Source organism: Streptomyces pactum (assembly GCF_002005225.1).
GTDB lineage: Bacteria > Actinomycetota > Actinomycetes > Streptomycetales > Streptomycetaceae > Streptomyces > Streptomyces pactum_A.
On the sequence record NZ_CP019724.1, the window covers coordinates 3,762,999 to 3,775,212 of the forward strand.

Here is a 12,214-nt window from a genome sequence, read left to right on the forward strand (position 1 = left end):
CTTTACGGCCTTTGCCCCATGACGTCGACCACACGCCGGCCCCCATTCACACCCCCCACACAATCCTCAGAAACCGCCCAGGGCCCCTGCACCTCGCCCTGATAGTTCGTTCCCTGTCGCACACGCCGTACCCCGGGGGGAACCAACCGTGGCCCGCAGCGCCCTCACGATCACCGCCGCCACCTTCACCGCGACAGCGGCCCTGCTGCTGACCGCCTGCGGCGGAGGCGGCGACGACTCGGCGCCGGACGACATCGAGGGGGCGGGGGCGGGGGCGAGCAGTTCCGCTCCGTCGGCTTCGGCGTCCTCATCGACGCCGCCCGGCGTCGAGCGGCCGGTGATCAAGCTTCCCGGTAGCTTCCAACTGACCTTCGAAGACTGGACGAGCAGCGATGCTCAACAACAGGCCGTGCTCAACGACGCCAAGGAAGAACTCCGGGCAGGGTACGCCGCGATCATCGCCAACGACCCCGACAGCGCAGCCGTTGCCTTCTACGACACCGATTCCGGCCGCTCCCAGAGCAAGAAGTGGATCAAGTCGTACACGGACAAGAACGTGACGGTGATCGGCAAGCTCCCGGTCTTCGACCCCAGGGTCACCGTGCTCGACGGCGGCACGACGGCGTCTCTCGGTTACTGCACGGACGAGAGTGAGGCCTACACCAAGCACCGGAAGACCGGCAAGGTCGAAGGGAATCCCGCGGACATGGATCCCGAGGTGTATTACCTGGTCACGCTCAGGAAAAGCAGCCAAGGCGTGTGGCAGAACGCTTCCGTCCGCTCGGAGAGGGGCGAGTGCGCGAAGTGAGGGCTCGCCACAAGGGGCTGTCCGTGATCACAGCGTCGCTGGTCACGGCACTCTGCTGTTCCGCTCCCGCACACGCCTTCGGCGGCTCCGGCACGAGAGGCGAAGCCGAGGGCAGCGAACTGACCGCCTCGGCCCAGCACACGAGCATCAAGATCACTCAAGTGGGCGGCCCTACCGGCGGCCAGCGGGGCAACCTGGCGTCGACCGATGTCGACTGGGAGCCGCCGCCCTGCTGGTACGAGCCCGTGTTCACGCCCGAACAGCTGAAGGACTTCACGGAGAACGACGGTGGCGGTGACGTCAGCCTCCGCCAGGGGTGGTACGGATCCAAGCTGTGGACCGACCACTTCAAGGACGGCAAGGACGCGCCCAACTACTTCGGCACCCCAGCGTCCGTACAGGGCTACAAGGACTACAACCTTGGGGAGAAGGGATTCTTCTGGCGCGGAGTCGCCCCGAGCCTCTCCGCTCTCGACGACACGTCCCTCTGCAACAGGCTCATGTTCTGGCAGGACGCCGGCGAGATCCCCGATGTGCCGAACGCTCCGACCCCGGAGATCCTCGCCGAGTACGCCTACGACAAGGTCGAGGTCCCCGCGACCGAGATCGAGGCCAAACCGGCAACCAAGTCCACCGTCAACCTCCCCACCTGGGTCTGGCTGGACAAGGGCACCTTCAAGGAGGTCAAGGTCCGCGCCGAACTGCCCAATACGGGCCTGTGGGCCGAGACGACCGCGAAGCCCGTCGCCCTCCACCTGGAACCCGGCACGGACGACGCGGAGACCTTCCCCGCCTCCGGCGACTGCGAGATCAACGCCGACGGCTCCATCGGCACGCCGTACACGAAGGGCAAGGCCGACGAGACCCCGCCCTGCGGCATCCGCTACCTCCGCGCGTCGAACGGCGAGCCGTACCATCTGAAGGCGTCGGTCACCTGGGAGATCTCCTGGGAGGGCAACGGCGGAGCCGCGGGCGACCTGCCGGACGGCACCTTCGAGACGACGCAGGACATGGAAGTCCAGGAGATCCAGTCCATCAACCGCTGAACAGATCCTCGGCCCGCTCCACCGTCATCGCGCGCCGGGCCAGGACTTCGAGCTGGTCGAGGTCGTAGCAGTCGAGCACGCGCTCACGCAGAGCGAAGCACACGGGAATGTCCCGCCACTCCAGGATGCGGAGCGCCATCGCGGCACGTGCCTCGATCCGCCCCTCCACCCGGCCCTCCTCGCGCACCTGCTCAGCCACCGGGTTGTCGAAGAAGTAGCGAATCTTTCTAGGCACAAACCCCACCCCCACCCTCCGCGAACGAGTAGAAACGCGGCTCCGGGAATGGACCACGCAGCACGTCCTGATACGCGACCGCATGCAGCACCTCCTGCGACGAGCCGACCATCAGTTCTCCCTCCTGTACGACGCGGTCAACGCGCTACGCCGCGACAAGGTCACACCACACGTACTTGCCCCGGTTCCCGCCCCTGGCCAGCGGTTGCCACCCCCACACGTCCGCGCACGCCCGCACGAGCGCGAGCCCCCGCCCCTCCTCCGCATCGACGAGCGCCTCCGCCCTCCCCGGCGGCTCGGGCGGTTCCGGGTCGGCGTCCCACGCCCCGATCCGCAGCACGCCGGCGGCCCACCGCACCCGGAGCGCGGCAGGGCCCTTGGTGTGCCCGAGAGGCCGGGTGGCGTCGGGTCAGCCCACCTCGTTCTCCGCCACCGCCTGACCGTGGACGACCACGTCGCCGCCGTAGAACATCCCCGTGAAGACGGGGGAGTAGGTGAGCCGGACCTCGACCTGCACCTGCTCGGCGTCGGCCGCCACGCAGTGCGTCGCGGCGATGTCCGGGCCGGTCATGTCCATCTCCGCGGCGAAGGCCTTGACCCGCGCGTCGCAGTTCTCGTGGTTGATGGGGGCCGGGCCGCCCACGTCGTCGTAGAGGGCCTCGCGGTCGATGTCCTGGGCGGCGTAGCGGGCGGCCTGTTCGGCGATGTCGGCGGCGCGTTCGCGCTTGGAGATGGACATGCCGCCGTCGATGACGAAGGCGGAGAGGGCGAGGAAGACCAGGGCGAAGATGATGACCGCGCCGGCACCCGAACCGCGGTCGTCCATCCGCGCCCGCCGGTCCGCGAGCCACACCCGGGCGGGAGATCTCACGCCGTCCTCCGGTACGGGTCCAGCGGGGAGCTGAAGCTCGCCGACAGTGTCGCGGGGAGGTCCAGGCCGATCATCGCCAGGCCCCGCACCTCGCAGCTCACCTCCACCGTGAAGAGCGTGTCGGGTTCGAAGCCCGCGCTCTTCTGGACGACGGTGACCGGGCCGGAGCAGACGCCCTCCAGGTTGGCCCGCGCCGCCTTCCTCGCCTCGGCCATGGCCGTGCCGTGGTCCTTCTGGATCGAGCCCGCGCGGGCCGCGTCCCGGGCCGCCCCGTCGAGGGCGCCGCGGCCGTCGACCAACTGGCCGAAGCCCACCAGGACCAGGATGAAGAGGATCATCACCGGTGCCAGGATCACCACCTCGATGGTGGACAGGCCCCGGTCCCTGTCGTCGGCGTGCCGCAGCCGGGCGGTTGCCGTGCGGGAGATGCCCACCTAGTTCTCCCCCTCCTGGACGAACCGCTCCACCGGCCCCACCGACTGCGCGTGCACCGTCAGGTCGAGCCCCGGGAACACCGTCGGGATGCGGGCCGTGATCTCCACGCCGACCGTGTCCTGCTCCGGCTGGAGCATGGTCACGTCCGGCGACACCACGAGCTGCGGACCGAGTTGGCGGATGTAGCTGTCGACCACGTCCCGCGCCTCGCCCCGCCACGCGCCGGGCTGGTCGTGCGCCGTGGCACGGGCCTTTCTCGCGCCCGCCTGGGCGGCGGCCTGGGCGACGTGGTCCGCGAAGAAGTACAGCCCGAACTGCACCGTCGCGAAGATCATGAAGAACAGGATCGGCGTGAGAAACACGAACTCGATCGCGGTCATGCCCGCATCGCCGCGGGTGGCCGCCGCCGCGCGTGCGGCCTCCACCCTGCGGCGCACCCGTCTGAGCACGCTTGCCGGCATCCTCGTGTACCCCGTACGTCCGAGTCCGGTCAGCAGGTGCCGCTCGCGTCGGCGCCCTCGATGCACTCGCCGACCTTGGTGGCGCCCTTGTCCAGCGCCTGGCTGATGATGGCGGCCACCACGCCGACGATCGCGACGACGACCGCCGAGATGATGACCCACTCCACCGCGGACGCGCCGCGGTCCAGCTCGCCGGAGCGGGCCCGCTCCACGCGGCCCTGCAGGAAGGTGACCAGGAAGTCCACGGCCGGGATGCCGGTGCGGAAGTTCCGTCCGTTCATGGTGAGTTGTCCTCTCGTATCAGTTCTGGGAGCGAAGCGGCTCGGAGCTGCTGAAGCGAAGCTGAGAAAGCTGCGTCACACCTGAAACACCCGCATCGCCGCCGGATAGATCAGGAACACCAGGAACCCGGCGCACAGCAGGAGCTGGGCCACGAGCATCGACTGGGACTTCTCACCCGCGCTGCCCTCGATCTCGGCGAGTTCGCGGTGCCGCATGGTCTCGGCGCGGGAGGAAAGGGACTCGCGGACCTTGGCGCCGTCGTCCGCGACCAGGGCGAGCGAGGCGGAGAGGTCCTTGAGTTCTTCGACGCCGAGGTCCTCACCGAGCTGCCCCAGCGCCTGCCACTGGCTGATGCCCGTGATGCGCGCGTCGGACAGGGCGTTGCGGATGCGGTGGGTCGCCCAGCCGTCCGACACCTCCGCCGCCGCCATCAGGGCCTCGGGCAGCCCGCGACCGCCGGCCAGGCTCATGGACACCAGGTCCAGGTACGCGCCGATCACGCGTCGCAGGTCACGGCGCTTTTCGGCCGCGTCCCGGCGTACCTCCAGGTCGGGGAGGAAGAAGAAGAGCGCCGCGCAGAGCAGGGCCAGCCAGACCGGGATGATCGGGCTGTCGCCGAAGCCCAGCGTCCAGACGATGGCGAACAGGAACGGACCGAAGAACAGGCCGCCCACGCCCAGCAGCGCCTTCGTCGCCAGGAACTTCTCCCAACTGCGGTCCAGCACCGCCAGATCCGCGCGCAGCGAGCGCAGCTCCCAGCCCTGCTGCATGTACAGCTCGGCGACACGTGCGCCGACCTGGGCGCGCAGCGAGCCGATGCGGCCGGTGTCCTTCGCCACGCGGGCCGACTCGTACGCGGCCCCGCGTGCCCGCATCGCGTCGATCCGCGCGACCTGCTGGACCGGGCTCTGCCTGCTCGGCATCAGGGCGCGGACCAGGGCGTAGACGCCCAGGCCGATGACGGCGCCGACCAGTACCGGCATTGTCAGGTTCATCGTCGTACCCCCTCGTCACCAGACGCCGGCGACGGCTGTGACGGTTGCGGCAGCCGCTGCACGGGCTGACCCGCCTGACCCGCCTGACCCGGCTGGCCCTGCTGACCCGGTGTGCGGGGGCGCACGAACTGGATGTCGGAGCCGTCCCGGACCAGGAAGCGGTCGGGCGTCTCGATGGTCGACAGCTTGCGCATCCACCAGAAGCCCAGCGCGAACAGGCCGCACACGCAGGCCAGGACGAGCTGGCCGACGGGCGAGCCGTACGGTTCGACGAAGTCCCGGTTGAAGATGGACAGGCCGAGGACGAAGAGGACCGAGACCGCCACGACGATCTGGACCGAGCGGCGGGTCGAGGCGCGCTGCGCCATGACGCGCTGGCGCATGTCGACCTCCTCGCGCGCCGACTTGGCGAGCGCGCCGAGGACCTGGCGCAGACCCGGGCCGCGCAGTCGCGCGTTGAGGATGAGCGCCGCGACGATGATGTCGGCGGACGCGTCGTCGATCTCGTCGGCGAGGTGCTGGAGCGCGTCGGGCAGCGGCGTGCGGGAGCGCAGCCGGTCGACCAGGGCGTCCAGGTGCGGGCGCAGGACCGGGGCGGCGGCGCGGGCCGAGGCCGGGATGGCCTGCTCCAGGCCGACCGCGCCCGCGATGGTGTCGCGCAGCGACTCCGTCCAGGAGGCGAGGGCCTCCACCCGCTTCATGGCGGCGCGCTCCTCGGCGGCGCCGCCGAAGAGGCGGTCCCAGAAGAAGACGAGGATGCCGGCCGCGATGCCCAGCACCGCCCAGCGGGTGAGGAGCAGGACGACGAGGCCGACGATGGCCGCGAGGGAGCCGCGCCGGCCCGCCCAGCGGATCAGTTCGCTTGCCCGCTCGCTGGCCTGGCGCTTCTCGTGCTCGGGCTTGGCGGGCAGTCCGCGTACGGCGACCAGGAAGAGGGCGAGTCCGCCGCCGACGGCGACGCCGCAGCCGAGCGCGTACAGGACCGTGGTGGAGAAGAGGCCGCCCATGGAGCCGAGGGAGTCCAGCGCCGCGAGGGGCACGGCGGCGGCGTGCGTGGTGGTGTCCGACATGTTCGTCATGTCCATCACCCCCACGTTCCGTTGGGCCGGTAGCCGTAGGCGATGAGTTCCTCCAGGCAGGCTATGGGGGCGTGCGGTACGACCCGGCCGTCGGGCGCTTCGGCGAAGACCTCGCTGGACAGCACGCGTCCGTCGACGCCGTTGACCTCACGGACCGAGGTGACCACGCGCTGGAGGCGACCGCCGCTCTGGAAGTTGTTGCGCCGCTGGATGAAGACGACGAAGTTGACGGCGCCGGCGACCAGCATCTGGCTGGCCTCGATCGGCAGCCGTTCCGTGGCCTGGAGGGCGTACGTCGAGATGCGGTTGAAGACCTCGTGCGAGCTGTTGGCGTGGATCGTGGACAGCGAGCCGTCGTTGCCCTGCGACATCGCGTTCAGCATGGTCACGATCTCGTCGCCGAGCACCTCACCGACGATGACGCGGGAGGGGTTCATACGGAGGGAACGGCGGACGAGTTCCGCCATGCTGATCGTGCCCTGGCCCTCGGAGTTGGGCAGCCGCTCCTCGAACGCCACCACGTTGGGGTGGAGGTCGGGGAAGGTGTCGAGGCCGAGCTCCAGGGCCCGCTCCACCGTGATCAGCCGCTCGTGCGGGGGGATCTCGTTGGCGAGCGCGCGCAGCAGCGTCGTCTTGCCGGCGTTCGTCGCGCCGGCGATCATGATGTTCTTGCGGGCGCGCACCGCGCAGGCCAGGAAGTGGCCGAGCTCGGGGGCGAGGGTGCCGTTGCCGACCAGGTCGGAGATGAAGACCTTGCCCATGCGCGCTCGGCGGATGGACAGCGCCGGGCGCCGGGCGACGTCCATGACCGCCGACAGACGCGAACCGTCCGGCAGCCTGAGGTCGAGCTGCGGGTTGGCGGAGTCGAAGGGGCGGGAGGACAGACCCGAGTAGGCGCCGAGGATCTGGATCAGCTCGATGAGCTCCTCGTCGGTCTCGGCGACCGGTTCGCCGCGCTCCTCGCGCCCGTCGGAGTAGCCGACGAAGACGTGGTCGCAGCCGTTGATGTCGATGTTCTCGACCTCGGGGTCGTCGAGGAGCGGCTGGAGCCGCCCGACGCCGAACAGCGCGGCGTGCACCGCGGCGGCGTACTGCTCCTCCGTCTCCGCGTCCAGCGGCGTACGCCCGGCGTTGATCTCGGCGCGGGCGTACTCCTCCAGGATCTGCGCGATGACGGCGCGCGCGTACTGCCGCTCGTCCTCGTTGGACATCGGCGTGACGCCGCTGACCTGGTCCTGGCGGCGCTGCTCGGAGATGCGGTCGCCGGCGTCCTGCCGGAACCGCTTGACCAACGAGTGGTCGACAGCGGTCATCGGCCGGCCCCCGCGTGGCCGGTCAGGTCGGCGCCGGCGGGTCCGGTGGGCATGGACCAGGCGGCGCCGAACTGCTGGTACAGGTCCGAGGTGACCTTGCGGGCGGAGCGGATGAGCAGCGACTTGTCCAGCCGCCCGCGCTTGCGTCCGGCCAACTGGTCGGCGCCGGCCGGGTCGTCGGCGATCGTGCCGACCACGCGGGCGCCGGTCTGGGCGTGCACGAGCATGTCGTTGACCTGCCCGGAGAGCTTCGCGGCGTTGTTCGTGTCGGCGACCAGGACGACGCCGATCATCGGCATGCCGAGGCTCGCGGCGCCGCGCGGGCCGCCGTGCAGCTTGGCGGACAGAGCGGCGGCACGGTCGCGCACGCGGGCGATGGCCTCCGGCTCGGTGCGGGAGACCAGCAGCACCAGGGCGGCGTGCGGGAAGAGCTCCGCGGCCGGGGTGTCCCCGCTGACGCGGCCGCAGTCGGCGATGACGTCGGCGGGCGCGTTCGGGGACTCGGCGAGCGAGGCGAAGGCCCGGCCCAGGGTGGGCCACAGGCCCGTGAGGCCGGCGGCCTGCTCGGAGCTGCCGAGTCCCACGAGGACTTCGAGGCCGCCGCTGAGCGGCTGCACGTGGTCCCAGAGCTGGTCGGGCACGAGGCCGCGCCGCGCGGTGGCGGCGATCGACAGCATGCCGGTGTTGGGGTTGAGCGGGCCGCCGTGCGCTGCGGCGGACCGGTACACCAGGTCGCCGCCCGCCGGATCGGTCTCGGCGAGCAGGACGCGGCGCGGCCAGACCGCCGCGAGGGCGACGGCCGCGGTGGTGACGCCGGGGGAACCCTTGTCGGCGGCGAGGGCGATGAGGGCCATGGCTGCTTCGGTCGCCTTCTACTTGCCGGGAACGCGCACGACGGCGAGCTCGCCGGCCGCGGCCGCCGAGGCGAGGGCGGCGGCGTCGGCCTCGTCGGCGAGGAGGGTGACGGACTTGTTGCCGGTACTGACGGTGGCGTCGCCACCGTTCTCCTTGACGCTCGCCACCCGGGCGTTCGCGATGAGCGCGTTACCGGAGGAGGACGACGAGGAGTCCTCGTCGGACGAGCCGCTGGAGACGTCGGAACCGACCCGGTAGGCCGCTACGGCGTCACCGTTCTTGATGTCCTCGTAGTACTGGCCTTCCTTGAGCGCCAGACCTACGTACGCCTTGCCCTGCTCCATGCCGGCCTTGCCGCCGAACATCTGGCCCACGACCACCGTGCCGGAGTACAGGGTGGACTTGGCCTGGAGCTTCTTCAGGGACTCCCGCTGCGACCACGGCACGAACTTGGCTCCGGAGTCGTCACTCACCATCACCGGCTTGATCTTGTCGTCGGTGATCGACGAGCCGGCCGGAACCTGACCGGTCAGTTGAATGACCTCCACCCGGTCCCCGACCCGCAGCACCAGCGTCGTGGCGCCCAGCGCGCCCAGCAGGATCAGCAGCACCGCCAGCGCGGCCAGCGCCGGTTTGCGCTCGCGAGGAGGGCTGGGAAGCCGGTCACCGACCGACGGCTGAGCCGGAGCCGCGGAACGTCCCGCGCCCGCCCCCGTACGCTCCTGGATCTTCACGCAACCGCTCCCCGTACACCCAAGAAATCGTCTGTCATGGACCGCTTGAGCACTTACCGCTCAAGCGGTCGAAGTCATTGGCACATTCGGACACTTCACGCGTGCCCACCCGACCCGTGGCGTCTCGGGACAACCCCTGACGCACCCGCCCGACCTGGGCGAATAACCAGCAGTGAGGCGAGTGTCAAGCCATCGCACCGTATCAGCCGCACATAAGCCCCTCAAGGCGTGCCCGCCCCCTTGAACCCCACCCGCACACGATTACTCATCTGCAACTTCACGTCCGCACAACCCTTTTGGCGAGCGCTTCAGGTCACGCCGCACCAACTGTGCGCGTGCGAATCCACCGTCGGCGCCACCGGACACCGCCCGCGTGCCGTTCGTCACGGTGCGGCCATGATGCCTGCACGATTCACTCACGAGGGAGCGGGCCGGCCGTGCCATGATCTTCGCTCGGATCAGTGACCGGGGGCGGCACGAGGACGACACGAGGACGACACGGGGGACCCTGATGGACCTTCTTCCGGTGAACGGGGCGGCGCTGGCCTCCGACCCCAGAGCCCTGGAGGCGGTCCGTGCCGTGGGCGCACGGCACGGCGTCGACTACACCGACGACGCCGCGGTGACCGCGCTGCTCGCGGAGCGGCGCCGGGCCATGGAGGCGGAGCAGCGCCGGCCCGCGGCGTGGCTGGGGGTGCTGGCGCTGACGGCGGGTCTGCTCCTGCCGTGCGTCGTCCCGATGGTCCCGGCGCTGACCGACCGCCTCTTCGCCGCGCTCGGCGCCGCGGGCTGTCTCGTCGTCGTCGGTACGGCGCTCGCCGTGCACACGCGCACCCGTTGGAAGCGGGCGCTGACGCACGACGCCCTGGCCGGCTACCGCGAGATCCTGGGCGTGGCCCGCGCGCACGGCATCGCGCTGACGCACGTACCGGCGTGGCTGGAGGGCCGTTCGTCGACCGGCGGCGGGAAGGGCGCGGCGCCGATTCCGTCGTACCCGCCGGCCCAACCGCTCCCGGACGGTCCGTCGCCGGCCGAACCGTCGCCGCCCGGGGCACCGCCGGCCGGGGCACCGCCGGCCGAGCCACCGTCGGGCGGGGCACCGTCGGGCGGGGCACCGTCGGGCGGGGCACCGTCGGGGGACGCGCTCCCGGGGGAGCCGGCGGTGGAGGTGGGCGCCGCCGTCCCCGCCGTCCCCGCCGTCGCCGCACCGCCGAAACCCGAGGCCGTCAGGTCGTACGAGACGATGGCCGACGAGGGCGGATGGCACGACGAGGCGGGCTGCCTGCTGGTCCTGCTGGGCGCGGCCGGCACGATGTGGGCCGCCACCTCGGACGAACCGGTCGGCTACGGCGCTCTCGTCCTCGTGCCCCTGGCCCTGTACGTCTGGCTGGTGGGCAGCCGCCAGGGCGGCGAGAAGGAGCGGTTGCGACAGGAGGCGCTGGCCTACGTCAGGGCCGTCGCGGCGGCACAGGCGGCCGGGGCCCAGGTGCCGGAGCTCTCCCCGGAACTGCGAAAACTGGTGGACGAAGCCTAGCCGCGCACCGCAAGCCCCCACCCACCAGCCGCCCACCCCCACTCCCTCCCCCACACCACGAGGAGCCCCATGAACCGGCCCACCACGGCAGCCCTCTGCGCCCTCTCCCTGCTCTCCCTGGCCGCGCTCACCGCCTGCGGCGGGGACGCCGGTTCGGACTCGGCCGCGGACGAGCCGACGGCGACCGCGTCGCGGGAACGGCAGGAGAAGCAGACGACGCCGGAGGAACGGCTGAAGCGGATCGCCATCACGGAGTCGGACGTCCCCGGCGACAGGAAGGTCACGGAGCCCGGCGACGAGTTCGTCTTCGCCAAGTCGGCTAAGGAGGTCACGGTGGACAAGCCCGTCTGCACCCCGCTGGCCCTGGCCATGAACCAACTCCCCCTCGGCGAACCGCGGGCCGACCTCACGCGCGTCATCGACAGCGGCGGGGCGAACATCGGCGCGTTCACGTACGTGACGCTCACGGCGTACGAGTCCGGCGGCGCCGAGTCCGCGACGTCCGGTCTGTCGAAGGCGGTGGACGCCTGCGGTGGCGGCTTCACGGCCGAGTCGGACGAGAACACGAGCGCCTACGACTCGGTGACCGCCGAGAAGCCCGTGGCGGCGGCCGGCGACGAGTCCCTCGCGTTCCGCTCCACGCTGACCTTCCGGGGCGCCACGCACACCGTGCACACCCAGGCCGTACGCAGCGGTGACGTCCTCGCCGTGTACTTCTCGGTCGACGGCAGCGCCATCGCCAACGCCAGGCCGAGCGACGCGAAGCTGCCGGCGGCGGTGGTGAAGGCGCAGAACGGGAAGTTGGGGTGAGCAAGCGGGTGGTATCACCGTAGCGAAGCCGTGCGCGCCCCCAGCCCGAGGCGGAGAGGTCGCGGTGTTGGGGATTCCGGCGCCGTTCGCGGTGTTCGTGGTGGCGGGACGGAGTGAACGGCTGGGGCGGTGGGTGCGGTTCCAGACGGTGGAGTCGCCGAAGGGTGCGTTGGCCTGAGGCCGGCGGGCCCGCCTACCGCTGCCGGGCGGCGCGGCTCTTCCCCTTGCCCTTCTCTCGGAGCTTCCGCAGCCGCTCCCGCTCCCGGGCCCGGTGCTCCTCCGCGACGGCACCGCGCCACCGGTAACAGAGCCATCCCAGGAGAGCCACACAGCCGACGTACGAGAGGAGCGCGGGTCCGGCCCCCGGGATGTAGGCACAACCCGATTCGTACGAGTGGCAGTTCTTGCCCTGCAGGCCGCTGAAGAGGAACGGGACCGGCCCGATCGCAGCCACCCAGCAGACACCACGGGCGATCGTACGAGCCACCCGCGGCAGCCTGCCCGTGCGTACCGCGGAAGGACGGTGGAGCCAGTCCGACACCGCCCCGGCCCACCCGAGGACGCTGACCAGTCCGAGAGCGCCCCCGGCTGCCCAGGACCCTCCGGGCAGGTCGTAGAAGACCGGAGCACTCGCGCGCGCGAACCACCTCGTGCCCCCGATGGTGAAGACGAGCACGGCCCCGACCAACACGACGATCGACAGAAGCCCGACCCCGTCCCTCACCCGGAGCCCATCACCACGCGCCTTCACCCCCG

15 protein-coding genes and 1 pseudogene are annotated in these 12,214 nt (G+C 71.1%); 4 read left to right on the forward strand and 12 right to left on the reverse strand.

Annotated features, from left to right (window positions below):
- The first annotated feature begins 148 nt into the window (after positions 1–148).
- Both B1H29_RS15590 and B1H29_RS15595 read left to right on the forward strand, forming a co-directional pair.
- Positions 149–808 (forward strand): hypothetical protein, encoded by a 660-nt coding sequence (locus B1H29_RS15590; protein WP_055418464.1) that lies wholly within the window; start codon positions 149–151, stop codon positions 806–808.
- 23 nt (positions 809–831) lie between these two features.
- Positions 832–1,854, forward strand: a complete 1,023-nt coding sequence (locus tag B1H29_RS15595; protein ID WP_079160241.1) for a hypothetical protein — start codon at positions 832–834, stop codon at positions 1,852–1,854.
- Here the strand turns inward: B1H29_RS15595 and B1H29_RS15600 are convergent.
- From B1H29_RS15600 to B1H29_RS15650, 11 genes and pseudogenes are all read right to left on the reverse strand, one after another.
- The gene (locus B1H29_RS15600; RefSeq protein WP_234393023.1) at positions 1,844–2,089 is read right to left on the reverse strand and encodes a hypothetical protein; all 246 of its coding nucleotides are present in this window, start codon (positions 2,087–2,089) and stop codon (positions 1,844–1,846) included. The genes B1H29_RS15595 and B1H29_RS15600 overlap by 11 nt on opposite strands.
- Positions 2,090–2,234: 145 nt before the next feature.
- A pseudogene (locus tag B1H29_RS39350) lies at positions 2,235–2,474 on the reverse strand (ATP-binding protein); the annotation flags it as partial.
- A gap of 24 nt (positions 2,475–2,498) precedes the next feature.
- The gene (locus B1H29_RS15610) at positions 2,499–2,915 is read right to left on the reverse strand and encodes a pilus assembly protein TadG-related protein (protein WP_409350915.1); all 417 of its coding nucleotides are present in this window, start codon (positions 2,913–2,915) and stop codon (positions 2,499–2,501) included.
- 41 nt (positions 2,916–2,956) lie between these two features.
- Positions 2,957–3,394 carry a TadE/TadG family type IV pilus assembly protein gene (locus B1H29_RS15615; protein WP_055418467.1) on the reverse strand — a complete coding sequence of 146 codons (438 nt, stop codon included), beginning with the start codon at positions 3,392–3,394 and terminating at the stop codon, positions 2,957–2,959.
- Entirely contained in the window at positions 3,395–3,856 is a 462-nt protein-coding gene (locus B1H29_RS15620; protein ID WP_055418468.1) for a TadE family protein, read from the reverse strand.
- A gap of 29 nt (positions 3,857–3,885) precedes the next feature.
- The gene (locus tag B1H29_RS15625) at positions 3,886–4,137 is read right to left on the reverse strand and encodes a hypothetical protein (protein ID WP_007443864.1); all 252 of its coding nucleotides are present in this window, start codon (positions 4,135–4,137) and stop codon (positions 3,886–3,888) included.
- Between the two features lie 75 nt (positions 4,138–4,212).
- Positions 4,213–5,133, reverse strand: a complete 921-nt coding sequence (locus tag B1H29_RS15630; RefSeq protein ID WP_055418469.1) for a type II secretion system F family protein — start codon at positions 5,131–5,133, stop codon at positions 4,213–4,215.
- Entirely contained in the window at positions 5,130–6,203 is a 1,074-nt protein-coding gene (locus tag B1H29_RS15635; RefSeq protein WP_055418975.1) for a type II secretion system F family protein, read from the reverse strand. Before B1H29_RS15635 ends, B1H29_RS15630 begins: the two co-directional genes overlap by 4 nt.
- Before the next feature lie 14 nt (positions 6,204–6,217).
- A complete protein-coding gene (locus B1H29_RS15640; RefSeq protein WP_055418470.1) occupies positions 6,218–7,525 on the reverse strand; it encodes a CpaF family protein in 1,308 nt (435 codons plus the stop codon).
- On the reverse strand, positions 7,522–8,379 hold the full coding sequence (locus B1H29_RS15645) for a hypothetical protein (protein ID WP_055418471.1): 858 nt from the start codon (positions 8,377–8,379) through the stop codon (positions 7,522–7,524). Before B1H29_RS15645 ends, B1H29_RS15640 begins: the two co-directional genes overlap by 4 nt.
- A gap of 18 nt (positions 8,380–8,397) precedes the next feature.
- Positions 8,398–9,114 carry a hypothetical protein gene (locus B1H29_RS15650; RefSeq protein ID WP_055418472.1) on the reverse strand — a complete coding sequence of 239 codons (717 nt, stop codon included), beginning with the start codon at positions 9,112–9,114 and terminating at the stop codon, positions 8,398–8,400.
- A gap of 511 nt (positions 9,115–9,625) precedes the next feature.
- Here B1H29_RS15650 and B1H29_RS15655 point away from each other — a divergent pair.
- Both B1H29_RS15655 and B1H29_RS15660 read left to right on the forward strand, forming a co-directional pair.
- Positions 9,626–10,648: a hypothetical protein gene (locus B1H29_RS15655; protein ID WP_055418976.1), complete on the forward strand. Its 1,023-nt coding sequence runs from the start codon at positions 9,626–9,628 to the stop codon at positions 10,646–10,648.
- 69 nt (positions 10,649–10,717) lie between these two features.
- Positions 10,718–11,458: a hypothetical protein gene (locus B1H29_RS15660; protein WP_055418473.1), complete on the forward strand. Its 741-nt coding sequence runs from the start codon at positions 10,718–10,720 to the stop codon at positions 11,456–11,458.
- A gap of 193 nt (positions 11,459–11,651) precedes the next feature.
- Here the strand turns inward: B1H29_RS15660 and B1H29_RS15665 are convergent, their stop codons facing one another.
- Positions 11,652–12,182, reverse strand: a complete 531-nt coding sequence (locus B1H29_RS15665) for a hypothetical protein (protein WP_234393024.1) — start codon at positions 12,180–12,182, stop codon at positions 11,652–11,654.
- Positions 12,183–12,214 lie beyond the last annotated feature (32 nt).

Excerpts from the sequence above, each read along its gene's own strand:
- B1H29_RS15640 (WP_055418470.1), bottom strand. The coding sequence starts at position 7,525 with ATGACCGCTGTCGACCACTCGTTGGTCAAGCGGTTCCGGCAGGACGCC.
- B1H29_RS15655 (WP_055418976.1), top strand. The coding sequence starts at position 9,626 with ATGGACCTTCTTCCGGTGAACGGGGCGGCGCTGGCCTCCGACCCCAGA.
- B1H29_RS15635 (WP_055418975.1), bottom strand. The coding sequence starts at position 6,203 with ATGTCGGACACCACCACGCACGCCGCCGCCGTGCCCCTCGCGGCGCTG.
- B1H29_RS15645 (WP_055418471.1), bottom strand. The coding sequence starts at position 8,379 with ATGGCCCTCATCGCCCTCGCCGCCGACAAGGGTTCCCCCGGCGTCACC.
- B1H29_RS15625 (WP_007443864.1), bottom strand. The coding sequence starts at position 4,137 with ATGAACGGACGGAACTTCCGCACCGGCATCCCGGCCGTGGACTTCCTG.
- B1H29_RS15620 (WP_055418468.1), bottom strand. The coding sequence starts at position 3,856 with ATGCCGGCAAGCGTGCTCAGACGGGTGCGCCGCAGGGTGGAGGCCGCA.
- B1H29_RS15610 (WP_409350915.1), bottom strand. The coding sequence starts at position 2,915 with ATGGACGACCGCGGTTCGGGTGCCGGCGCGGTCATCATCTTCGCCCTG.
- B1H29_RS15660 (WP_055418473.1), top strand. The coding sequence starts at position 10,718 with ATGAACCGGCCCACCACGGCAGCCCTCTGCGCCCTCTCCCTGCTCTCC.
- B1H29_RS15630 (WP_055418469.1), bottom strand. The coding sequence starts at position 5,133 with ATGAACCTGACAATGCCGGTACTGGTCGGCGCCGTCATCGGCCTGGGC.